Source organism: Aquimonas sp., assembly GCF_044377145.1.
Taxonomy (GTDB): Bacteria; Pseudomonadota; Gammaproteobacteria; order Xanthomonadales; family Xanthomonadaceae; genus Aquimonas.
This window is the reverse complement of the sequence record NZ_JBILJQ010000001.1, coordinates 208,887-230,253: the sequence shown is the minus strand read 5'-3', so window position 1 is coordinate 230,253 and position 21,367 is coordinate 208,887. Positions and strand designations below refer to the sequence as shown.

General features: G+C 65.2%; 19 protein-coding genes and 4 tRNA genes. 20 read left to right on the top strand and 3 right to left on the bottom strand.

Features of this window, described 5'->3' with window-relative positions; translation table 11 throughout:
* Positions 1-14: 14 nt before the first annotated feature.
* From ACIQ7H_RS01030 to ACIQ7H_RS01015, 4 genes are all read left to right on the top strand, one after another.
* The gene (locus tag ACIQ7H_RS01030; protein WP_395787453.1) at positions 15-1,358 is read left to right on the top strand and encodes an NTP/NDP exchange transporter; all 1,344 of its coding nucleotides are present in this window, start codon (positions 15-17) and stop codon (positions 1,356-1,358) included.
* An 89-nt stretch (positions 1,359-1,447) separates the two neighbouring features.
* On the top strand, positions 1,448-3,508 hold the full coding sequence (locus ACIQ7H_RS01025; RefSeq protein WP_395787451.1) for a S46 family peptidase: 2,061 nt from the start codon (positions 1,448-1,450) through the stop codon (positions 3,506-3,508).
* A 366-nt stretch (positions 3,509-3,874) separates the two neighbouring features.
* Complete coding sequence (locus tag ACIQ7H_RS01020; protein WP_395787449.1) at positions 3,875-5,257, top strand: MFS transporter; 1,383 nt, start codon at positions 3,875-3,877, stop codon at positions 5,255-5,257.
* Positions 5,258-5,315: 58 nt separating this feature from the next.
* Positions 5,316-7,007: an alpha-amylase family glycosyl hydrolase gene (locus ACIQ7H_RS01015; RefSeq protein WP_395787447.1), complete on the top strand. Its 1,692-nt coding sequence runs from the start codon at positions 5,316-5,318 to the stop codon at positions 7,005-7,007.
* A 411-nt stretch (positions 7,008-7,418) separates the two neighbouring features.
* On the opposite strand, the gene ppk2 is transcribed toward ACIQ7H_RS01015, so the two are convergent.
* From ppk2 to hemA, 3 genes are all read right to left on the bottom strand, one after another.
* Positions 7,419-8,216, bottom strand: a complete 798-nt coding sequence (gene ppk2, locus ACIQ7H_RS01010; RefSeq protein WP_395787445.1) for a polyphosphate kinase 2 — start codon at positions 8,214-8,216, stop codon at positions 7,419-7,421.
* Between the two features lie 71 nt (positions 8,217-8,287).
* Positions 8,288-9,364: a peptide chain release factor 1 gene (gene prfA, locus ACIQ7H_RS01005; RefSeq protein ID WP_395787443.1), complete on the bottom strand. Its 1,077-nt coding sequence runs from the start codon at positions 9,362-9,364 to the stop codon at positions 8,288-8,290.
* Positions 9,324-10,694, bottom strand: coding sequence for a glutamyl-tRNA reductase (gene hemA, locus ACIQ7H_RS01000; RefSeq protein ID WP_395787441.1), 1,371 nt, complete (start codon positions 10,692-10,694; stop codon positions 9,324-9,326). The genes prfA and hemA overlap by 41 nt, the downstream gene beginning before the upstream one ends.
* 67 nt (positions 10,695-10,761) lie before the next feature.
* Between hemA and ACIQ7H_RS00995 the strand changes: the two genes are divergently transcribed.
* The 16 genes from ACIQ7H_RS00995 to rplW all read left to right on the top strand — a co-directional run bounded on the left by ACIQ7H_RS00995 (position 10,762) and on the right by rplW (position 21,365).
* Positions 10,762-12,471 (top strand): tetratricopeptide repeat protein, encoded by a 1,710-nt coding sequence (locus ACIQ7H_RS00995; RefSeq protein WP_395787439.1) that lies wholly within the window; start codon positions 10,762-10,764, stop codon positions 12,469-12,471.
* Positions 12,468-13,073: a lipoprotein insertase outer membrane protein LolB gene (lolB, locus tag ACIQ7H_RS00990; protein ID WP_395787437.1), complete on the top strand. Its 606-nt coding sequence runs from the start codon at positions 12,468-12,470 to the stop codon at positions 13,071-13,073. Before ACIQ7H_RS00995 ends, lolB begins: the two co-directional genes overlap by 4 nt.
* Positions 13,066-13,953, top strand: coding sequence for a 4-(cytidine 5'-diphospho)-2-C-methyl-D-erythritol kinase (ispE, locus tag ACIQ7H_RS00985; RefSeq protein WP_395787435.1), 888 nt, complete (start codon positions 13,066-13,068; stop codon positions 13,951-13,953). The genes lolB and ispE overlap by 8 nt, the downstream gene beginning before the upstream one ends.
* A gap of 42 nt (positions 13,954-13,995) precedes the next feature.
* Positions 13,996-14,070: transfer RNA gene (locus ACIQ7H_RS00980), tRNA-Gln, on the top strand.
* A gap of 152 nt (positions 14,071-14,222) precedes the next feature.
* The gene (locus ACIQ7H_RS00975; protein ID WP_395787433.1) at positions 14,223-15,179 is read left to right on the top strand and encodes a ribose-phosphate diphosphokinase; all 957 of its coding nucleotides are present in this window, start codon (positions 14,223-14,225) and stop codon (positions 15,177-15,179) included.
* Between the two features lie 79 nt (positions 15,180-15,258).
* A complete protein-coding gene (locus tag ACIQ7H_RS00970; RefSeq protein ID WP_395787431.1) occupies positions 15,259-15,888 on the top strand; it encodes a 50S ribosomal protein L25/general stress protein Ctc in 630 nt (209 codons plus the stop codon).
* A gap of 48 nt (positions 15,889-15,936) precedes the next feature.
* On the top strand, positions 15,937-16,524 hold the full coding sequence (gene pth, locus ACIQ7H_RS00965) for an aminoacyl-tRNA hydrolase (protein WP_395787429.1): 588 nt from the start codon (positions 15,937-15,939) through the stop codon (positions 16,522-16,524).
* 95 nt (positions 16,525-16,619) lie between these two features.
* Positions 16,620-17,711, top strand: coding sequence for a redox-regulated ATPase YchF (ychF, locus tag ACIQ7H_RS00960; protein ID WP_395787522.1), 1,092 nt, complete (start codon positions 16,620-16,622; stop codon positions 17,709-17,711).
* 79 nt (positions 17,712-17,790) lie between these two features.
* Positions 17,791-17,876, top strand: a tRNA-Tyr gene (locus ACIQ7H_RS00955).
* Positions 17,877-17,905: 29 nt separating this feature from the next.
* Positions 17,906-17,979: transfer RNA gene (locus tag ACIQ7H_RS00950), tRNA-Gly, on the top strand.
* A gap of 106 nt (positions 17,980-18,085) precedes the next feature.
* Positions 18,086-18,161 (top strand) — tRNA-Thr (locus ACIQ7H_RS00945).
* A gap of 59 nt (positions 18,162-18,220) precedes the next feature.
* Positions 18,221-19,411 carry an elongation factor Tu gene (tuf, locus tag ACIQ7H_RS00940; protein WP_395787427.1) on the top strand — a complete coding sequence of 397 codons (1,191 nt, stop codon included), beginning with the start codon at positions 18,221-18,223 and terminating at the stop codon, positions 19,409-19,411.
* A gap of 83 nt (positions 19,412-19,494) precedes the next feature.
* Complete coding sequence (gene rpsJ, locus ACIQ7H_RS00935; protein WP_091244219.1) at positions 19,495-19,806, top strand: 30S ribosomal protein S10; 312 nt, start codon at positions 19,495-19,497, stop codon at positions 19,804-19,806.
* Positions 19,807-19,816: 10 nt separating this feature from the next.
* A complete protein-coding gene (rplC, locus tag ACIQ7H_RS00930) occupies positions 19,817-20,455 on the top strand; it encodes a 50S ribosomal protein L3 (protein WP_395787425.1) in 639 nt (212 codons plus the stop codon).
* Between the two features lie 11 nt (positions 20,456-20,466).
* Positions 20,467-21,072 carry a 50S ribosomal protein L4 gene (gene rplD / locus ACIQ7H_RS00925; RefSeq protein WP_395787423.1) on the top strand — a complete coding sequence of 202 codons (606 nt, stop codon included), beginning with the start codon at positions 20,467-20,469 and terminating at the stop codon, positions 21,070-21,072.
* Entirely contained in the window at positions 21,069-21,365 is a 297-nt protein-coding gene (rplW, locus tag ACIQ7H_RS00920) for a 50S ribosomal protein L23 (RefSeq protein WP_395787421.1), read from the top strand. Before rplD ends, rplW begins: the two co-directional genes overlap by 4 nt.
* The last annotated feature ends 2 nt before the right edge of the window (positions 21,366-21,367 follow it).

Here is a 21,367-nt window from a genome sequence, read left to right as displayed (position 1 = left end):
CAACCGGATCGCGCTTGAGCCCTCGCACGCCCTCCACTGATCGCGATACCACCGATGCCGCCGGCGCCAGCATCGGCAAGCTGTCGGGCCTTCGCGATGCGCTGCGCGACTTCCCGCCGCTGGTCTGGGCGGCGCTGTACTTCTTCTTCCTGCTGACCGGCTACTACATCCTGCGGCCGGTGCGCGACGCGATGGGCAGCACCCAGAACCTGCAGCTGCTGTTCACCGGGACCTTCATCTGCATGCTGCTGCTGCAGCCAGTCTATGGCGCCATCGTCAGCCGCTACGCGCGGCGCGTGTTCCTGCCCGTGGTCAACCTGTTTTTCATTGCCTGCCTGGTGGGTTTCTGGTGGGTGTTCAACCAGGACTTCGCCTGGAAGAACACGGTGTTCTTCATCTGGGTGGCGGTGTTCAACCTGTTCGCCGTCAGCGTGTTCTGGAGCTACATGGCGGACGTGTTCCGAAACATCGAGGCGCGCCGGCTCTACGGCTACATCGGTGTCGGCGGTACCGCGGGCGCGATCTCGGGCCCCAGCATCACCAAAGCGCTGGTCGAGAGCGTCGGCGTCGCCAACCTGCTGCTGGTTTCCGCCGCACTTGTTGGGCTCTGCCTCTACTGCATCGTGCGACTCGCGCCCTATGCGCGCCGCCGCGAGATCGAGGACGGTACGCGCTCGGGCGAGGAGGCCATGGGCGGCTCGATCCTCGCCGGCCTGCGTCTGGTCTGGGAGCGACCCGTACTTCGCGCGATGGCGGCCCTGCTGTTCTTCGGCGTCGGCGTCGGCACCCTGCTGTACAACGAGCAGGCGGCGATCGCGCGCACTTTCTTCGCCACACCGGAAGCGCGCACCAGCTATTTCGCGACCCTGGACCTCGCGATCAACCTCACCACCATCCTGGTGCAGGTGTTCCTGACCCGCTTTCTGCTGGTGCGCTACGGCATCGGCCCGCTGCTGCTGATTCCGGCCGGCGCGATCTTCCTCGGCTACTGCCTGTTGGCCGCCAACCCGCTTCCGCTGTTCGTGGCGATCGTGCAGGTGGCCACTCGTGCCGGTGAGTTCTCGCTGGCCAAGCCGGCGCGCGAGACCGTCTACACCCGGGTTGACCGCGAGTCGCGTTACAAGGCCAAGGCGGTGATTGACACTGTGGTCTACCGCGCCGGCGACCTCACCTTCGTCTGGCTGCACAAGGGCCTAGCCATGCTGGGTTCGACCGCGGTCTTCATGACCGGTGCGGCGCTGGCCGTCGGGCTGGGTGCAGCGGCCTTCTGGCTGGTGCGCCTGCAGCGTCAGCCTTTGCCTGAAGAACGCGCAGCGCCGCCTGATGGATCCGCCCGAGTGATTCCAGGGCGCAGCTAGGGCGCGCGGGGACGTCCGCAGCTTCCGGCACATCCGCCGCGATTTGAAGCCCGTACACTGCGTGGCTACACCCGTTCCCGGAGCCATGAATGCGCCCCCTGCTTGCGATCTGCCTCGCCTTAGCCACCGTCACCCCGGCGCTCGCCGCCGAAGGCATGTGGACCCTTGATAACCTGCCCAAGGCCGGCATGCAGTCGGAGTTCGGCTTCGCGCCCGATGAAGCCTGGGTGCAGAACGTCATGCGCTCCTCGGTGCGCCTTGCCGGCGGCTGCTCCGGCAGTTTCATTTCCAAAGACGGGTTGGTGCTGACCAATCACCACTGCATCGTCGGCTGCGTCGGCGACCTGTCTACCGAGAACGAAGACCTGATGCGCGATGGTTTTCTCGCCGCCGACCGCAGCCAGGAACGGCAGTGCCCGAACTTCGAGCTGAACCAGCTGGAGTCGATCAGCGATGTCAGCGGCCGCGTGCGCGAGGCCACCCAGGGCCTGTCAGGCAAGGAATTCGCCGATGCCAAGCGGGCGACCCAATCGGCGATCGAGGCCGAGTGCGTGGGCGAAGACAGCGCCAAGCGCCGCTGCGATGTTGTCGACCTGTACCAGGGCGGCGTGCAGCACCTGTACCAGTACACCCGCTTCCAGGACGTTCGGCTGGCGTTCGCGCCGGAGTTCGCGTCCGGGTTCTTCGGCGGCGATCCCGACAACTTCAACTTCCCCCGCTACAACCTCGACATGGGCCTGCTGCGCGCCTACGTCGATGGCAAGCCGGCTGAGCTTGAGAACTTCTTTCCGCTGAATCCGGAAGGCGCCGCCGAGGGCGAACTGGTGATGATCACCGGCCACCCGGGCTCGACCCAGCGCGCCCTGACCGTCGCTCAGCTCGAAGCGCTGCGCGACCGCACCCTGATTGACCGCCTGCTGAGCATGGCCGAAATGCGCGGCGTGCTGCTGCAGTTCGGTGCGCTCGGCGCCGAGCAGACGCGTCAGGCCCAGAACGACCTGTTTGGCATCGAGAACGGATTCAAGGCGCTGCGCGGCCGCTTGACCGCGCTGAACGATGCCGGCGTGTTCGCCGCGAAGCGCGAGGCCGAAGCCGAGCTGCGTGCGTTTGTGGCTGCGGACCCTGAACTGGCTGAATCGGTCGGCGACCCCTGGGCCGAAATCGCCCAGGCCACGCGCACTTTCGCCGAGTTCGAGACCGCGTATGGATTCGTCGAGGGCGGTCGCGGCTTCAGCACCGACTACTTCGGCGTGGCCCGCACCCTGGTACGCGGCGCGGCCGAGCGGACCAAGCCCAACGCCGAGCGCCTGCGCGAATTCGCCGAGGCCAGCCTGCCGCGCGTCGAACAAGGCCTGTTCGCCGAACAGCCGATCTATCCCGCCTTCGAGAAGGTCAAGCTGGGCTGGAGCCTGGCCAAGCTGCGCGAAGAGCTGGGCGCTGACCACTCGCTGGTACGCCAGGTGCTGGGCAAGGAGTCGCCGCAGCAGCTGGCCGATCGCCTGGTCGATGGCACCACCCTGCAGGACGTGGCCGTGCGCCGCGCGCTCTGGGAAGGCGGCGCCGATGCAATCGCGAAGTCCGAGGATCCGATGATTGTTCTCGCGCGCAGTATCGACCCGCCGGCACGTGAACTGCGTGCCCGCTACGAGCGCGAAGTGCAGGCGGTGCTGCAGAAGAACGCCGAGCTGATCGCGCGCGCCCGCTTCGCCAAGGAAGGCACGGGTGTGTATCCGGACGCGACCTTCAGCCTGCGCCTGTCCTACGGTGCCGTGCAGGGCTGGGAATACAACGGTGCGACCGTGCCGGCGATGACCCGGATCCGCGGGCTGTACGAGCGCGCCACCGGCGCCGAACCCTACAAGCTCGCACCGAGCTGGGACCGCGCGCGCGCGGCGCTGGATCTGGATCTGCCGATGAACTTCGTCAGCACCAATGACATCATCGGCGGCAATTCCGGCAGCCCGGTGATCAATGCCAAGGCCGAGGTGGTGGGCCTGGTGTTCGACAGCAATATCCACGGCCTCGGCGGTGCCTACTGGTACGACTCGCGACTGAACCGTGCGGTGTCGGTGCATTCGGGTGCGATGATCGAAGCCCTGCGCAAGGTCTATCGCGCCGATCATCTGGCCGACGAGATCCTTGCCCGCTGAGCCGCTGCACTCGATCTGCAACGCAAACGGCCACGCATTGCGTGGCCGTTTGCGTTTGCGGCGGAGCTTCTCGTGCGCGCTTGCCGGCGCAGTCCCAGCACGTGAATACGTATGCAGCGCGGTGCCGCTGCGGCTGTGGCGGCTAAGCTAGCCCCGGCCCGGGCTGACACGGTTCGGACCAATGCAGCCCAAGGGAGGGGTGGCGACGCACGGAGCTCAACAGAATGTTCCGACGTAGCCCTATATCGCGATGCGACCACCAAGCTCGCCCACGCGGCGACTGGCGGCGTAGCGTCTTCCGTCCACTGCACATCGCCGCATGTCCGCATGCCGGCACAACCGCAGCAGCGAAGGGAGCCGTCGCCGATGAGTGGCAAGCCGCAAATGAGTTTCTGGCAGATCTGGAACATGTGCTTCGGCTTTCTGGGCATCCAGTTCGGCTTTGCGCTGCAGGGCGGCAGCATGTCGCGCATTTTCCAGACGCTTGGCGCCGAGAAGGACGCGCTGCCGCTGCTGTGGATCGCAGCGCCGCTTACCGGTCTGCTGGTGCAGCCGATCATCGGTTATCTGTCCGATCGCACCTGGCATCCGATCCTCGGCCGGCGGCGGCCGTTCTTCGTGATCGGCGCGGTGCTGGCATCGATCGCCCTGGTGGCGATGCCGCACTCGCCGACCTTGTGGATGGCGGTCGGCCTGCTGTGGGTGCTGGATGCCTCGATCAATATCAGCATGGAGCCGTTCCGTGCCCTGGTCGCCGACAAGATGCCGGAGGAGCAGCGCTCCTACGGGTTCGTGGTGCAGACCCTCATCATCGGTATCGGCACCTGGGTCGCCAGCAATCTGCCTTGGTTCGTCACCCTGATGGGCGTTTCCAACCAGGCCGAGCTGGGCGTGGTGCCGCCCTCGGTGCAGATCGCCTTCGCTATCGGCGCCTTCGTTTTTTTGGCGAGCATCCTGGTGACTGTGTTCACCACGAGCGAGGACCCGCCCGAGGACATGCAGCAGTTTATGGATGAGCGCAAACGCGGCAATCTGGTGGTCGACATCGTGCGCGACATCATCAATATGCCGAAGCAGATGTTGAGCATCGGCATCGTGCAGTTCTTCAGCTGGCTGGCGTTCTTCAGCATGTGGAGCATGGCAACGCCGGCGTTGACGGACCACGTGTTCAAGGCGCCAGCGCCTGATCCTTCGGCCTTCGATATGGGCATCGCGGCGCAGGCGGAAGCCTTCGGCTCGGCCAACGCTGCGTTCCAGAACGCGGCTGATCTGGTCGGCTCCTACATGGGCTACTACGGGCTCTCATCGATGGCCGCGGCCCTGCTGCTGGCGCTGTATGCCTCGCGCCATGTGTTGAACCGGCGGCTGGTGCACTGCGTGTCGCTGCTGCTCGGTGGCGTCGGCTTTCTGTCGATGGCGGTGGTGCCGTCGCCGGCCTGGTTGATCGGCTCGTTCGCACTGGTCGGCATCGCCTGGGCCAGCATCCTGTCAATGCCCTACGCGTTGCTGTCGAGCGTGGTCGAGCCAAAAAAGATGGGCGTCTACATGGGCATCTTCAACATGTTCATCGTGATCCCGCAGATCGTTGCCGCCACTGCGCTGGGCGCAGTGCTGCGTTTGCTGTTCGACAACCAGGCGATCTACGCGCTGCTGATTGCCGGCGGCAGTCTGGTGCTTGCGGCGATGTGCCTGGTGTTCGTGCGTGAGCCGCGCGCTGCCCTGGTGGCTGCGCCCGCGGCCGCGCACTGAAATCCCCAACCTGAAACTGTCCATCCGGGGCGTCAGCGCGCCCGCACTGGAGTTGCCCATGCAGATCCGAACGCTCGCTCTCGCGACCGCATTGACCCTTCTCGCCGCCTGCACCAGCGAGGTGTCCACGCAGCAAGCGGCTTCACCAGCGACATCGAACGTCGCGACCGTCGACCGATTTATCGGCACGACTGAACCGTTTGCCTCAGAAACCGTGTACTTCGTGGTTACCGATCGCTTCGTAAACGGCGATCCGAGCAACGACCAACGCGAGCAGGGCGGTGCGCACCGCACCTTCGATATCCCGCTGAAGTGGAACGATGGCCGCACCGACAACATCGGTTATCTCGGCGGTGACTTCCGCGGCATCCTCGACCACGCCGACTACATCCGCGAGATGGGTTTCTCGGCGCTGTGGATCACGCCGATCGTCGACAACCCGGATGAGGCCTTCACCGGCGGCGACGAGATCACCCAGACCAGTTTTCTGACTGACCGCGGCAAGTCGGGTTATCACGGCTATTGGGCGAAGAACTTCTACGTGCTGGACGAACACCTGCCGAGCGAAGGCCTCGACTTCCGGGCCTTCACCGCGTCGATGAAGGATGCGGGCCTGAAGATCGTGCTCGACATCGTCGCCAATCATGGTTCGCCGGCCTGGTCGATGCCGGTCGATCAGGCCGAGTTCGGTCGCCTGTACGGGGCCGACGGCAGCCTGATCGCCGACCACGGCAATCTGCCGCCGGACCAACTCGATCCGGCCAACAACCCGCTGCACGCCTTCTACAACGTCAAGCCTGATCTGGCCCAGCTCGGCGATTTCAATGAGGACAGTCCCGCCCTGATGGAGCATCTGGTCGGCGCCTATCTGCAGTGGATCGAACAGGGCGCGCATGCCTTCCGCGTCGACACGGTGCGCCATGTGAAGCCCGAGTTCTGGCGTGGCTTCAGCGAGCGCATCCGCGCCCGGCATCCGGGCTTCTTCATGTTCGGCGAAGTGTTCGACTACGAGGCCGCCAAAACCGCGATCTATACCCACCCCGAGAACGGAGGCATGAGCGTGCTCGACTTCGCGATGAAGAAGGCACTGCTGGAAGTGTTCGAGAAGGATGGCTCGGACTTCGCCGCGCTGGCGCCGACCCTGTTCCTGAAGGACGGCCCGTATGCGAACCCGTACGAGCTGATGACGTTCTACGACAACCACGACATGGCGCGGATGGATGCGTCGGATGCGGGTTTCATCAATGCCCACCACTGGCTGTTTACCGCGCGCGGCATTCCGGTCATCTACTACGGCTCGGAGTCGGGCTTCGAGCGCGGTGCGGTGGAGCACAACGGCAACCGCAACTACTTCGGCGTCGAAGGCATCGAGGCTGCGCGCAATCATCCAATACGCCAGGGGCTGATCCGCGTCGCCCAGCTGCGCGCGCGCCTGCCGGCGCTGCAGCGCGGTCTACAGTTCACGCTCAAGCTCGAGGGCGATGAGGCGGCGTTCTATCGCGTGCTGCAGGCCAACGACGCGAACCAGACCGCGCTGGTCCTGCTCAACAAGTCAGCGGAGCCGCGTGCGATCGCGCTGGGCCGTGACCTGCAGCCCGGCGAGTGGAAGGATGCCGAGAGCGGTGAGGTGATCACGCTCGGCCGCGAGGCACGCATCGAGGTGCCGGCGAATGGCCTGCGTGTGCTGCTGTGGGAGGCGCCGCTGACGGATTCCGCGCTGCTCGAAGCGCTGCGCGCGCAGGCGGGCTGAGGTTCTGTCCTCCTGATCCCTCCTTGTGGGACCGGGGCTTTCAGTGAACTCGCATGGCCGCATGCGTGCGTAGGCGAGTTCGGCTCCCCTCTCCCCTGGGAGAGGGGCTGGGGGTGAGGGCGGGGTGTTGGACTGACTTACCAAGCGCAAAGCATCGCTGTTGACGTCGCACTGAGCGGTTGAGCTTCGCCCGGCCCTCTCCCCAACCCCTCTCCCGCGGGGAGAGGGGCTTCCACACGCAGCTTGGGCCAAGCGCAGAGCGGCCCAAGATCGCGTGAGCGATGCGTGCGGGCGCATCGAAGTCTGTGATGAGGCGTCCGGAGCTCAGCGATGAGACGCGTGGAACCTTGCGCTGTTGGCACGCGCCTGCGACTTGTCCCAACCTACCTGCTTCGAAGGGTCTGTCTGGTCTCAATGCCCGTTGCCGTTCGCGCTCTTGAAGCGATCCGCAATCGGCTGCACCGCGCCCTCGAAGCGTTCCTTCAGCAGCGGCTCGGGCAGCGGCTCGAACTCGATCACCGGTTCCGCTGCCGGGTGGCTGGGCAGGTGGTCTAGCAGGTGGCGGATCAGGTTCAGGCGGCCGCGACGCTGGTCGTTGAAGTCGACCAGCCACCACGGCGAATGCGCGCTGTGGGTGGCGCGGAACATGGCTTCGCGGGCGTTGCCGTACTCGGCGTATTTCTGTCGCGCGGCCAGGTCGACCGGGCTCAGCTTCCAGCGCTTCAAGGGGTCCGCAGCGCGCTCGGCGAAGCGTTCTTCCTGCAGGGCCTGATCCACCGACAGCCAGTACTTGAACAGCAGCACGCCGTCATCGACCAGCATCTTCTCGAACGCCGGCGCCTGGTTCAGAAAGCGCTCGTACTCGACGGCGCTGCAATAGCCCATCACCTTCTCGACGCCGGCGCGGTTGTACCAGCTGCGGTCGAACAGCACGATCTCACCGCCGGCGGGCAGCTCGGACACGTAGCGCTGGAAGTACCACTGGGTGCGCTCGCGGTCGCTGGGTTTGGGCAGGGCCACCACCCGGCAGGCGCGCGGATTCAGCGTGTTGGCGATGGCATTGATCACGCCGCCCTTGCCGGCGGCATCGCGGCCTTCCAGCAGCACGACCACGCGGGTGCCGGTGTTCTGCAGCCACTGCTGGACCTGCACCAGCTCGCGCTGCAGCGGTTTGAGCAGTTCTTCGTAGTGCTTCTTGTTGGTCTTCATCGGCCGCCTGCCTTCGCGCTGGGAGCTCGATTGTGGCGACTTGTGCGTCCGCTGGGCAGCCCGGCGTCTTCCTACTGGCCGAGCAACTTCAACTCATCGACCTGGGCTTCGCGGGTCAGGCTCTGGATCAGCTCGCCGAGATCCCCCGCCAGCACTTCCGGCAGGCGATACAGGGTCAGGTTGATGCGGTGGTCGGTGATCCGGCCCTGCGGAAAGTTGTAGGTGCGGATGCGCTGGCTGCGGTCGCCCGAGCCTACCTGCAGGCGGCGTGATTCGGCCTGGGCCTGGGTCTGCTTGCTGCGCTGCTCGTCGAGCAGTCGCGCCTTCAGCAGGCTCATGGCGCGTGCGCGGTTCTTGTGCTGGCTGCGCTCGTCCTGGCACTCGACGACCATGCCGGTGGGCAGGTGGGTGATACGGATCGCCGAATCGGTCTTGTTGACGTGCTGACCACCGGCGCCGGAGGCGCGAAACGTGTCGACTTTCAGATCGCCGTCGCGGATCTCGATTTCGTCGATCTCGTCGAGCTCGGGCAGGATCGCGACCGTCGCCGCCGAGGTGTGGATGCGGCCCTGGCTTTCAGTGTCCGGTACGCGCTGCACGCGGTGGGTGCCGGATTCGAATTTCAGTGCCGAGAACGCGCCCGCGCCTTCGACCCGCGCGATGACCTCCTTGAATCCGCCGTGTTCGCCCTCGCTGGCCGACAGCAGCTCGACGCTCCAGCGCCGGTTCTCGGCATAGCGCGAATACATGCGGAACAGATCGCCGGCAAAAATCGCCGCCTCGTCACCGCCGGTGCCGGCGCGGATCTCCAAGAAGATGTTGGCCTCGTCGCGCGGGTCACGCGGCAGCAGCAGCAGGCTCAGCGATTCGTCCAGCTCGGTCAGGCGCGTCTGCAGGCCGGCGATCTCGTCTTCGGCCATCTCGCGCATTTCCGGGTCGGTCAACAGCGCGCGCGCGGCGGCAAGATCGCGCTGCACACCCTCGTGCTCGCGCAGGGCGCGGGCCAGCGGTTCGAGCTGGGCGTACTCGCGCGACAGCTCGCGGAAGCGCTTGGGGTCGGCGGCGGCGTCCGGCGAGGCCAGCAGCAGGCCGACCTCTTCGTGGCGCTCAGCCAGTGCGTCGAGTTTCTTGCGGATGCTGGGGCTCATGGGGGGCCTTGTCGGTCGACAGCTCGGCGCTGTCCTCCGCTGCGGGTTCAGCGCCGGCGAACAGTTGCTCGGCGGCGCGGAACAGCTCGACATCGCCGCGCTGCGCGGCGGCGCGCAGGCTGGCGGACGGTGCGTGCAGCAGCTTGTTGGTGAGGGTATTGGCGAGATAGCGCAGGGCGTCTTCAGGCGGCTTGCCTTGGGCGATCATCTGTTCGGCCCGCGCCAGCACGGCGTCGCGCTCGCGTTCGGCGTGGGCCCGGATCGTGCGGATCAGGCCCTGGCGATCGGCGGCACGCCACCAGCCGAGGAAGTGCTCAACCTGCAGATCGACGATTGCTTCGGCCTGCTGTGCGGCCTCGCGGCGCGAGCGCAGATTGTCTTCGATGACCTGGTCCAGATCGTCGACGGTGTACAGGAATACGTCTTCCAGCGTGGCGACGTCTTCGGCGATGTCGCGCGGCACCGCAAGGTCGAGCACGAACATGGGCCGATGCCGCCGTACGCGCAGCGCATGCGCAAGATCTGCGCGGTACAGAATCGGCTCGCGTGCGGCGGTGGCCGAGATCACGATGTCAGCCTCGGGCAGGTGTTTGCGCAGGTCGTCGAGACTGAGCGCGTAGCCGCCGATGCGGCTGGCCAGGGTCTGCGCGTTCTCCAGCGTGCGGTTGGCCACCAGCAGCCGGCGCGCTTTCAGCTCAACCAGATGGCGCGCGGCGAGCTCGATGGTTTCGCCGGCGCCAATCAGCAGCACGGTAGCTTCGCGGATGTCGGTGAACACCTGCTGCGCCAGGCGCACGCCGGCGAACGCGACCGAGACCGGATGGGCGCCGATGCCGGTATCGGTGCGCACCCGTTTGGCGACCGCGAAGCCGTGTTGGAACAGCCGATCGAGCCCGGTGCGCAGGCCGCCGGCATCGTGCGCCAGCTGCCAGGCATCCTTCACCTGGCCGAGGATCTGCGGTTCGCCAAGCACCAGTGAGTCCAGCCCGATCGCCACCCGGAACAGATGCCGCACCGCGGCGGCGTCCTCATGCTGGTACAAGCATTGACGCAGTGTTTCGCCGTCCAGGCCATGTGTCTCGGCCAGCCAGCGCGCCGGTTCGCCTTCGGCGCCGGCGGCGACACAGCAGTAGATTTCCGTGCGGTTGCAGGTCGATACCAAGGCCGCTTCTTCCACCCCGGGCCGGCGCAGCAGTGCATGCAGCGATTGCGCATGACGGTCAGCCGCGAACGCCACCTTCTCGCGCAGGGCGACCGGTGCCGTTTGGTGGCTCAGGCCCAGCGCCAGCAGGCGGCGCTGCGGTCGGTCGGAAGGGGGGTTCGGGTACACTGCCGCTCGTATTCCGGCCCGGCGCGCCGCAGCCTGCGGCGCGCTCCGGACTCTCACGTGAAGGTCGATGAAACGCTCCGCATTCTACCTGCTGCTTGTGCTGGCGTCGGCGCTGCCGGCGATGTCCGCCCAGGCTGAACCCACCCCGCCGGCAGCGCCCTTGCTGGGCGATGCGCTGCGGCCGCTGCTGGAAGGCGAGTTCGCCCTGCAGGAGGGCGACTCGATCGCCGCGGCCCAGGCTTACGTCTCGGCCGCGCAGCTGTCGGATGACCCCGCCGTGGCCGAGCGCGCGGCGCGGGTCGCCCTGCTGGCCGATGAGCGCCTGCTGTTGGCCGAAGCATTGAAGCGCTGGCGCAAACTGGCGCCCGAGTCGCTGCCCGGTCGGCAGTTCGAGTTGCTGGCCCTGATTCGCGAGCAGCGATTCGATGACGCCGCCGAGGGCTTGGCGGAGCTGATGGATGAGGGTGAGGACGCGCGCCGTCTCGGTGTGCAGGCCCTGGCCGGCAGCGGACGCGATGCGCTGCCGACCCTGCAGCTGCTGGTCGAGTACCCGGATCTACCGAACGACTTCGCGCTGTGGGTTGCCTTGGGCGGCCTGGCTCAGCAGTGGGGCTCGGCCGAACTGAGCACGCGCATTCTTCAAATCGCTGCCGAGCGCTTTCCGCAGGATCGCCGCGTCGGCCTGTGGCGGGCCGAAGTGCTGCTGCGCCAGGATCAGAAGGACGAAGCGGCACAGGCGTTGGATGCGGTGATCGGGCTCGGCCTCAAGGAAATTCCCGATCGTCTGCGCGCGGCCTCCCTGCTCGACGGTTTGGGTCAGACCCAGCGCGCTGCGGAACTGCTGGGTGAAGGCGTGCAAAGTGATGCCACGTTTGCGGGCCGCGCCGCCTACCTTGCGCGCATCGGCGAATCGGGTGCGCTGGAGGCGCTGTACAGCCTGATCAAGGCCGATGCGATCACGGCGATCGACCCTGCCCTTGGCGCAGCCGCGGTGGTGTTCGATGCCGGGATCAGCGACGACCGGCGCTTCCTGCTGGGCCAGATCGCCGAGGTGCTTGAGCGCGACGAGGACGCGCTGGGCTGGTACTCAGCGGTGAATGATCCGACCCGCATCCTGTCCGCGCAGCTGCGCATTGCGGTACTGCACGAGCAGGCGGGGCGTCAGGACGAGGCGGTCGCGGTGCTGCGCGAGGCCCAGGCCAGCGACACCGAGGACGGCGAATCCTTGCGCAACGCCTTCCTGCTGGAGGGTGAGCTGCTCAATCGTCGCGGCCAGCTCGAGCCTTCGATCGATGCGCTCAACCGCGGCCTGCAGATTTTCGAAGGCGACCGCGCCCTGCTGTACGCGCGCGCGCTGACCTACGAGCGCATCGACCGCGTGCCGGAGGCGATCATCGATCTGCAGGTGCTGGTAACCGAAGACCCCGACGATGCAGACGCGCTCAATGCGTTGGGCTACACCATGGCCGATCGAACCGAGGATCACGAGGAAGCGCTGGGCTATATCCAGCGGGCGCTTGAGCTTGCGCCCGAGCAGCCGGCGATCCTCGATAGCATGGGCTGGGTGCTCTACAAACTCGGGCGCCTGGAGGAGTCGCTGGACTATCTGCAGCGCGCGTTCGCCGCTCAGGAAGACGCCGAGATCGCTGCGCACATCGCTGAGGTGCTGTTGGCATTGGGGCGCGATGCCGAAGCACGCGAGATCTGGCAGAAGGGCGCAGCGCTGGATGCCACCAATCGCGCCATCCAGCGTCTGCGTGAGCGGCTCGGCGCATGACCTGCTTGAGAGTTGCGGCGTTGCTGTTGGCGGTCATTGTGGTCGCCGGCTGCGCGCGAGCGCCCATTCGCGGAGCGGACTCGGAGCTGCTGGCTGCGCAGGCCGGGCGCGAAGCTGCGCTGGTCGCACAGTCGGACTGGCAGTTGAGCGGCCGGATCGCGATTTCAGGCGAGGGTGACGGCGGCAGCGGCCGGCTCGATTGGGCACAGCGCGGCGATGATTTCATCATCCAGTTCAGCGCGCCGGTATCGCGGCAGAGCTGGCGCCTCAGCAGCGATGCCGGCGGCGCATCGCTGCAGGGCCTGGAGGGCGGCGATCTGTACGGCCCCAGCGCCGAGGATTTACTGCAGCAGGCGACCGGCTGGTCGATGCCGGTGCGGCAACTGGTGGCCTGGGTCCGTGGCGCGCGCGCGCGCGGTGCCGCCGATATCGCCTTTGGTGGCGACGGCCTGCCGGCCTTGATCAACCAAGCCGGCTGGCGGATCGAGTATCGCGGCTGGGACGAGGCGGCCCAGCCTGCATTGCCGACCCGCGTGTTTGCCGAATCGGGCGGTCGACGCGTGCGGCTGGTGGTGGATCGCTGGGGCCCGAACGATGGCTGAGCGCGGCACGCTGCGGCTGCCGGCGCCTGCGAAGCTCAACCTGTTTCTGCAGATCGTCGGGCGTCGTGCTGATGGCTATCACCTGCTGCAGACTGTGTTCCAACTCATTGATCTGGCGGATGAGGTTGAGCTCAAGTGGCGAGCGGACGGACGTATCGAGCGGCTTTGCGGCGCTGAAGGTGTCGGCGTCGAGCAGGACCTCGCAGTGCGCGCCGCGCGCGCATTGCAGGCCGCTAGCGGCTGTTCCTTCGGAGTCGATATCCAGGTCCACAAGCGGATCCCGATGGGCGGTGGTCTGGGCGGCGGCAGTTCGGACGCGGCCAGCGTATTGCTCGGCCTCAATGCGCTGTGGGGGCTCGGCCTCGGGCTGGACGTGCTGGCGGCGATCGGGCTGCGCTTGGGGGCAGATGTTCCGGTCTTCGTGCACGGCCGGTCCGCGTGGGCCGAGGGCGTCGGCGAATGCCTGCAGCCCTTGAGCCTTGGCGACAGTGCGTATCTGGTGCTCGATTCCGGGGTTTCGGTGCCAACTTCGGAGCTGTTCCAAGCACCTGAATTGACACGGGATGCGCCCCCCGCGACAATTGCGGGCTTTGTTTGCGGGGCTGAGCGCGGCAACGCGTTCGAAAGCCCGCTGGTGGCGCGTTCGCCGCGTGTTGGCGCGGCGCTCGCGGCGCTCAGGCAGGTCGGCGCTGGCAGCGCATGGCAGGTGGGTTTGAGCGGTACCGGCGGCTGCTGCTTTGCGCGCTTCGCGCGCCGCAGCGAGGCCGAAGCCGCCCAGGCGATACTGGCTCGATGTTGGGCGGCAGCTGCTCCGGCCCCTGACAGTTGGATCGCCGAGGCCTGCGATGTGTCGCCAGTGCATCGCGCTTTGGGTTTGTAGGGCGGCGCATGCCGCAGTAGGCAGCAAGAGTTCGGTTCGTGTTGGGGCGTCGCCAAGTGGTAAGGCACCGGATTTTGATTCCGGCATTCGCAGGTTCGAATCCTGCCGCCCCAGCCAGTTTCTGTTTCAAGCCTCAGCTGCAGCCCGGTCGGCGCGCGGGGTTCGGTCGGTGACGGGCAGGGCGCTCCTGCTGGCGGCGGCACTAATGCGTTGGGCCGCGGTGGCCCGACCCGATCCTGGTCGACTTGCGCGGCCCCAACAGGTGTTATGTGAATACTGACGGCATTCTTGTTTTCACCGGTAACGCCAACCGGCCCCTCGCCAGCGCGGTCTGCCGTGAGCTGGGTGTTCGGCCTGGAAAGGCCGTCGTCGGCACCTTCTCCGATGGCGAAGTGGCGGTCGAAATCGAGGAAAACGTGCGTCGGCAGGAAGTGTTCGTGATCCAGCCGACCTGTGCGCCGACCGCCGAGAATTTCATGGAGCTGTTGGTGCTGGTGGATGCGCTCAAGCGCGCCTCGGCCGCCAGCGTTACCGCTGTTGTGCCGTACTTCGGCTACGCCCGTCAGGATCGCCGCCCGCGCTCGGCGCGTGTGCCGATCACCGCCAAGGTGGCAGCGCGCATGTTCAGCGCGGTCGGCACCGATCGCGTGCTCACGGTCGACCTGCACGCCGATCAGATTCAGGGCTTCTTCGATATTCCGGTCGACAACGTCTACGCCTCGCCGCTGCTGCTGGCCGATGTCTGGCGCACGCAAGGCACCAAGGATCTGATCGTGGTCAGCCCGGATGTCGGCGGCGTGGTTCGCGCGCGTGCGATCGCCAAGCGGCTGGATGACGCAGACCTCGCGATCATCGACAAGCGCCGACCGCGCGCCAATGTGGCGACGGTGATGAACATCATCGGCGACGTATCGGGCAAGACGTGCGTTCTGGTCGACGACATCGTCGACACCGCGGGCACCCTGTGTGCTGCATCGGCTGCGCTGAAAGAGCACGGCGCGCGCAAGGTGATCGCCTACTGCACGCATCCTGTGCTGTCGGGCGCGGCGATCAGCAACATCACCAACAGCCAGCTCGACGAGCTCGTGGTGACCGATACCATCCCTCTGTCGGAAGAGGCCCGTGCCTGCGGCCGCATCCGTCAGCTCAGCGTGGCCGAATTGCTGGCGGAAACCATCCGCCGGATCGCGTTCGGAGAATCCGTCAGTTCGCTCTACGTGGACTGACCACAGCTGCCCTCCCTGGTCGCGGGGAGGGCAAACCGGCCGTCGCAAGGCGGCTTACTTCCCAAGCAAAGGCAACACAATGGCAACCCAGCATGAAATCAAGGCCACTCTCCGTACGGACGCAGGGAAAGGTGCGAGCCGCCGCCTGCGCCGCACGGGGCAGGTGCCTGCCGTGGTCTATGGCGGCCACGCCGAACCGATCAGCATCGAGATCCACCACAACACCATTTGGCTCGCCTCGGACCATGAATGGTTCTACAGCTCGGTCCTTGATCTGATCGTCGACGGTCAGGTCCAGAAGGTAATTCTGCGTGACCTGCAGCGCCATCCGGTCAAGCCCCAGATCATGCACATCGACTTCCTGCGCGTGTCGGCGGACGAGATCATCCGCGTGCGCGTCCCGCTACACTTCCTGAACCAGGACGTGTCGCCGGCCGGCAAGGCGGGTGGCGTGGTGATCACGCACGAAGTCAACGAGATCGAAGTCGCCTGCTTGCCGGCCGACCTGCCTGAGTTCATCGAGGTCGATCTGTCGGGGCTGAAGGCCGGCGACACCGTCCACCTGTCCGAAGTGAAGCTGCCGGAAGGCATCGAAGTGCCTGAGCTGAAGCTGGGCAAGGAGCACGACGTGGCCGTGGTCATCGCGCGCCTGTCGAAGGTCGCCGAGGCCGAAGCGGTCGCGGCTGCTGCACCCGCCGACAAGAAGTAAGACACACTGCCCTGCCAGCCCAGTGGCTGGCGGGGCATGTCTCGCCGCATGAGCGCGTTGCGATTGATTGTCGGCTTGGGCAACCCCGGCGCCGAGTACGCCCAGACGCGTCACAACGCGGGTTTCTGGTTTGCCGATCGGCTGGCCGAGCAGGCGGGTGTCCGCTTCCGTCACGAGGCGAAACTGCACGGTGAGGCGGTTCGCGCGGACATCGGCAGCGCCAGTCTTTGGCTGCTGAAACCTGCGACTTTCATGAACCGCAGCGGCCAATCCGTCGTCGCTGCGCTCAACTATTTCAAGCTCGAGCCCGAGCAAGTGCTGGTCGCTCACGACGAGCTCGATCTGTCTGTCGGCACCGCCCGGCTCAAGTTTGACGGCGGCCACGGCGGCCAAAACGGCCTGCGCGATCTGTTCGCGCATCTCGGCCACGGACGCTTCCATCGCTTGCGCATCGGCATAGGCCACCCGGGGCAGAAAGACAAAGTCACCCCCTGGGTGCTGGGCCGGCCCGGGCGCGACGACGAAATCTCCATCCAGCGCAGCTTGGACGCCGCCATCGATCAACTGCCGCTGCTTGTGCGCGGCGAGTTTTCGGAAGCGATGAAGCGGCTGCATACTCCCGGGAATCGGGAATAGGGATGCGGGAACGGGGTAGAGCCGAGAGTTCACCCGTGCCGTGGCCTGTTCGAGCGATTCCCCACTCCCCATTCCCGATTCCCGGACACACACCCATGGCCACCAGATGCGGCATCGTCGGACTTCCCAACGTAGGCAAGTCCACTCTGTTCAACGCGCTGACTAAGGCGGGTATCGCCGCTGAAAACTATCCGTTCTGCACGATCGAGCCCAACGTCGGCATCGTCGAAGTGCCGGACACGCGCCTCCAGAAGCTGGCCGAAATCGTCAAGCCGCTGAAGATCCAGCCGGCGATCGTCGAGTTCGTTGATATCGCCGGCCTGGTCGCCGGCGCCAGCAAAGGGGAGGGTCTGGGCAACCAGTTCCTTGCCAACATCCGCGAGACCGACGCCATCGTGAACGTCGTGCGCTGCTTCGACGACCCGAACGTGGTGCATGTCGCGGGTCGTGTCGATCCGATCGCCGACATCGAGACGATCGTCACCGAGCTGGCGCTGGCCGACCTCAGCGCAGCGGAGAAAGCCCTCCAGCGCGAGGGCAAGCGCGCCAAGTCCGGTGACAAGGACGCGCAGAAGCTGGTCGCCCTGATTGAGCGCGTGTTGCCCGTGCTCAACGAAGGCCGTCCCGCTCGCGCGATCGAATTCAGTGAAGAGGACAAGCTGCTGCTCAAGCCGCTGTGCCTGCTCACGATCAAACCGGCCATGTACGTCGGCAACGTGCTTGAAGACGGATTCGAGAACAACCCGCACCTCGACCGGCTGCGTGAGTTCGCCCTTCGAGAGCACGCGCCCGTGGTGGCGGTATGCGCCAAGATCGAAGCCGAGCTCGCCGACCTTGATGACACCGACCGGCAGACCTTCCTCGATGATCTCGGTTTCGAGGAGCCGGGTCTTAACCGTTTGATCCGAGCCGGCTACGACCTGCTCGGTCTGCAGACGTATTTCACGGCCGGGGTGAAGGAGGTCCGCGCTTGGACGATCCACAAGGGCGACACAGCTCCGAAGGCTGCCGCCGTGATCCACACCGATTTCGAAAAGGGCTTCATCCGTGCCCAGACCATCGCCTTCGACGACTTCGTCGCTTTCAAGGGCGAGCAGGGCGCCAAGGAAGCCGGCAAGCAGCGTGCCGAGGGCAAGGAGTACGTGGTCAAGGACGGCGACGTCCTGAACTTCCTGTTCAACGTCTGAAGCGGCAGCCGGCCAAAACTTCTTTCGATCAACCGTTGACAGATCGCTTCGACACGTTGAAAATGCGGGGCTCTCTGTTGGAGGGATACCCAAGCGGCCAACGGGGGCAGACTGTAAATCTGCTGGCTTACGCCTTCGGTGGTTCGAATCCACCTCCCTCCACCACCGTTTGATGCTTCAGCTGGCACCGGCGGGCGGGAGTAGTTCAACGGTAGAACCTCAGCCTTCCAAGCTGATGGTGCGGGTTCGATTCCCGTCTCCCGCTCCATCCAGGCTGGTTTGGGGCAAAATGTTCAGGCGCTTAGGCCCTTCAAGGCCGGGATTGCCGGGCTAGGCAGGTACCCTACCGAGGGATCCTGTGACAAACAAAGCGTGCTCATGTAGCTCAGTCGGTAGAGCACTTCCTTGGTAAGGAAGAGGTCGCTGGTTCGATTCCAGTCATGAGCACCACACTCTGCAGTACCCATCCACACTCTCCGTCTTCTTGAGTTCACCGGGATAGCAAAGTCATGGCCAAGGGAAAATTCGAGCGCACCAAGCCGCATGTGAATGTCGGCACGATCGGTCACGTTGACCACGGCAAGACGACGCTGACGGCGGCGCTGACGAAGGTGGGTGCTGAGCGTTTTGGTGGCGAGTTCAAGGCCTACGACGCGATCGACAAGGCGCCGGAAGAGAAGGCTCGCGGCATCACGATCTCGACCTCGCACGTCGAGTACGAATCGCCGAACCGCCACTACGCGCACGTTGACTGCCCCGGCCACGCTGACTATGTGAAGAACATGATCACCGGCGCCGCGCAGATGGACGGCGCGATTCTGGTGTGTTCGGCGGCTGACGGCCCGATGCCGCAGACCCGTGAGCACATCCTGCTGGCGCGTCAGGTTGGCGTGCCCTACATCGTGGTCTACCTGAACAAGGCGGACATGGTGGACGACGCCGAGCTGCTGGAGCTGGTCGAGCTGGAAGTTCGTGAGCTGCTCAGCAAGTACGACTTCCCGGGCGACGACACCCCGATCATCCACGGTTCGGCGCTGAAGGCGCTGGAAGGTGACCAGTCGGACATCGGCGTGCCCTCGATCATCAAGCTGGTCGAAGCGCTGGACACCTACATTCCGGAGCCGCAGCGTGACGTCGACAAGACCTTCCTGATGCCGGTGGAAGACGTGTTCTCGATCTCCGGTCGCGGCACTGTGGTGACCGGCCGCATCGAGCGTGGCGTGGTCAAGGTCGGTGAAGAAGTCGAAATCGTGGGCATCCGCCCGACGGTCAAGACCACGGTCACTGGCATCGAGATGTTCCGCAAGCTGCTCGACCAGGGCCAGGCAGGCGACAACGCCGGTCTGCTGCTGCGCGGCACCAAGCGCGACGACGTTGAGCGTGGTCAGGTGCTGTGCAAACCGGGTTCGATCAAGCCGCACACCCAGTTCGAAGCTGAGGTCTATGTGTTGTCGAAGGACGAGGGCGGTCGTCACACGCCGTTCTTCAAGGGCTACCGCCCGCAGTTCTACTTCCGTACGACCGACGTGACCGGTAGCTGTGAGCTGCCCGAAGGCGTCGAGATGGTGATGCCCGGTGACAACGTCAAGATGGTTGTGACTTTGATTGCTCCGATCGCGATGGAAGAAGGCCTGCGTTTCGCGATTCGCGAAGGTGGTCGTACCGTCGGCGCCGGTGTTGTCGCCAAAGTCATCCTCTGATACGATAGCGGGCTTGCACCCGGGGGGTGGGACAAAAGCTCCCACCCCCGTCGCTCTTTAACGAAAACCAAGGACCCAGGCCCATGGCGGACCAGAAGATTCGGATTCGGCTCAAGGCGTTTGATCATCGTTTGATCGATCGTTCCGCGAGCGAAATCGTGGAGACCGCAAAGCGGACCGGCGCGCAAGTGCGCGGCCCGATCCCGCTGCCCACGAAGACCGAACGTTACACCGTGCTCGTGTCGCCGCACGTCGACAAAGACGCTCGCGACCAGTACGAGACCCGCACGCACAAGCGCGTGCTCGATATCGTGGATCCGAACGACAAGACCGTGGACGCGCTGATGAAGCTCGAGCTCGCGGCCGGTGTCGACGTTCAGATCAAGCTGTACTGAGGCAAATCCCATGAGCATCGGAATCGTAGGCCGCAAGTGCGGCATGAGCCGGGTTTTCACCGAAGCGGGTGAGTCGATCCCGGTCACCCTGATCGAGGCGACCCCTAACCGCATCGTTCAGGTCAAGACCCCTGAATCGGATGGCTATGCCGCCATCCAAGTCACTGCTGGCGCCAAGCGCGCCGCGCTCCTGAACAAGCCTGAGGCGGGTCACTTTGCGAAGGCAAAGGTTGAAGCCGGTCGCGGTCTTTGGGAGTTTCGAGTTGCTGCCGAGCAAGTCGGCCAGTACGCGATCGGCGCTGAGATCCGTGCCGACATTTTCGCCGAGGGCCAGAAGGTCGACGTCGCAGGTGTCACTAAGGGCAAGGGCTTTCAGGGCACCATCAAGCGTCATGGTTTTACGATGGGTGACGCTACCCACGGCAACTCCCTGTCGCATCGTTCGCCGGGTTCTATTGGTCAGCGTCAGACGCCGGGTCGCGTGTTCCCGGGCAAGAAGATGTCCGGCCACATGGGCTCCGTGAACCAGACCTCGCAGAACGTTATTGTGGTGAAAGTCGACGTCGAGCGCGGCTTGATCGCCGTGCGTGGCTCCATCCCCGGTGCACCTGGCGGCGATGTGATCGTCCGTCCGGCCGCGAAAGCTTAAGGAGCGCAGTCATGGAACTTGCAGTCGTGGGTAGTGCCCAGACAGTGACGGTCTCCGATGAGGTTTTCGGGCGTGAGTACCGTAAGGATCTCGTGCATCAGGTGGTGGTCGCGTATCGCAATGCTGGCCGAGCGGGCACCAAGGCGCAAAAGACCCGCTCAGAAGTGACCGGGACAACCAAGAAATTCAAAAAGCAGAAGGGCGGTGGTGCGCGTCATGGCGACTACCGCGCCCCGATCTTTGTCGGTGGCGGTGTCAGCTTCGCTGCCAAGCCGCGCAGTTTCGAGCAGAAGGTCAACCGCAAGATGTATCGCGGGGCCCTTCGTTCAATTCTCTCCGAGCTCAATCGTCATGGCCGGCTGCTGGTGGTCAACTCGATCGAGCTTGAGCAGCCGAAAACGCAACTGCTGGTCGCGAAGCTGGCTGAGCTTAAATTGGGCAAGCGCCCGCTGCTTGTCACCGAGTCCGGTTCTGAAGGCCTGTATCTGTCGGCGCGTAACATTCCGTATGTGGAAGTGCGTGACGTGCAGGGTCTGGATCCTGTCTCGTTGGTGGCGGCGGATCATGTCGTGGTGACCGTTGATGCGGTCAAGAAGATCGAGGAGTGGCTGGCATGAGCACCGAGCACATCCTAAACGTGCTGCGCTCGCCCCTTATTTCGGAAAAGGGCGCGCGTCTGCAGGAAGTCTCAAACCAGTACGTCTTCGAAGTCGCTTCTACCGCGACCAAGGCTGATGTAAAGGCTGCCGTCGAGCAACTCTTTTCGGTCAAGGTTGAGGCGGTGAACGTCGTCAATGTCAAGGGCAAGACCAAGTCCTTCCGTTCCCGCGCGGGTCGTCGCGGCGATTGGCGCAAAGCCTACGTCCGCTTGGCCGAAGGCCAGTCGATCGACGTTATGGCTCGGGCCTGAGG

Excerpts from the sequence above, each read along its gene's own strand:
- ACIQ7H_RS01025 (WP_395787451.1), top strand. The coding sequence starts at position 1,448 with ATGCGCCCCCTGCTTGCGATCTGCCTCGCCTTAGCCACCGTCACCCCG.
- ACIQ7H_RS01020 (WP_395787449.1), top strand. The coding sequence starts at position 3,875 with ATGAGTGGCAAGCCGCAAATGAGTTTCTGGCAGATCTGGAACATGTGC.
- ACIQ7H_RS01015 (WP_395787447.1), top strand. The coding sequence starts at position 5,316 with ATGCAGATCCGAACGCTCGCTCTCGCGACCGCATTGACCCTTCTCGCC.
- ppk2 (WP_395787445.1), bottom strand. The coding sequence starts at position 8,216 with ATGAAGACCAACAAGAAGCACTACGAAGAACTGCTCAAACCGCTGCAG.
- prfA (WP_395787443.1), bottom strand. The coding sequence starts at position 9,364 with ATGAGCCCCAGCATCCGCAAGAAACTCGACGCACTGGCTGAGCGCCAC.
- ACIQ7H_RS00995 (WP_395787439.1), top strand. The coding sequence starts at position 10,762 with ATGAAACGCTCCGCATTCTACCTGCTGCTTGTGCTGGCGTCGGCGCTG.
- lolB (WP_395787437.1), top strand. The coding sequence starts at position 12,468 with ATGACCTGCTTGAGAGTTGCGGCGTTGCTGTTGGCGGTCATTGTGGTC.
- ispE (WP_395787435.1), top strand. The coding sequence starts at position 13,066 with ATGGCTGAGCGCGGCACGCTGCGGCTGCCGGCGCCTGCGAAGCTCAAC.
- ACIQ7H_RS00970 (WP_395787431.1), top strand. The coding sequence starts at position 15,259 with ATGGCAACCCAGCATGAAATCAAGGCCACTCTCCGTACGGACGCAGGG.
- pth (WP_395787429.1), top strand. The coding sequence starts at position 15,937 with ATGAGCGCGTTGCGATTGATTGTCGGCTTGGGCAACCCCGGCGCCGAG.
- ychF (WP_395787522.1), top strand. The coding sequence starts at position 16,620 with ATGGCCACCAGATGCGGCATCGTCGGACTTCCCAACGTAGGCAAGTCC.
- tuf (WP_395787427.1), top strand. The coding sequence starts at position 18,221 with ATGGCCAAGGGAAAATTCGAGCGCACCAAGCCGCATGTGAATGTCGGC.
- rpsJ (WP_091244219.1), top strand. The coding sequence starts at position 19,495 with ATGGCGGACCAGAAGATTCGGATTCGGCTCAAGGCGTTTGATCATCGT.
- rplC (WP_395787425.1), top strand. The coding sequence starts at position 19,817 with ATGAGCATCGGAATCGTAGGCCGCAAGTGCGGCATGAGCCGGGTTTTC.
- rplD (WP_395787423.1), top strand. The coding sequence starts at position 20,467 with ATGGAACTTGCAGTCGTGGGTAGTGCCCAGACAGTGACGGTCTCCGAT.
- rplW (WP_395787421.1), top strand. The coding sequence starts at position 21,069 with ATGAGCACCGAGCACATCCTAAACGTGCTGCGCTCGCCCCTTATTTCG.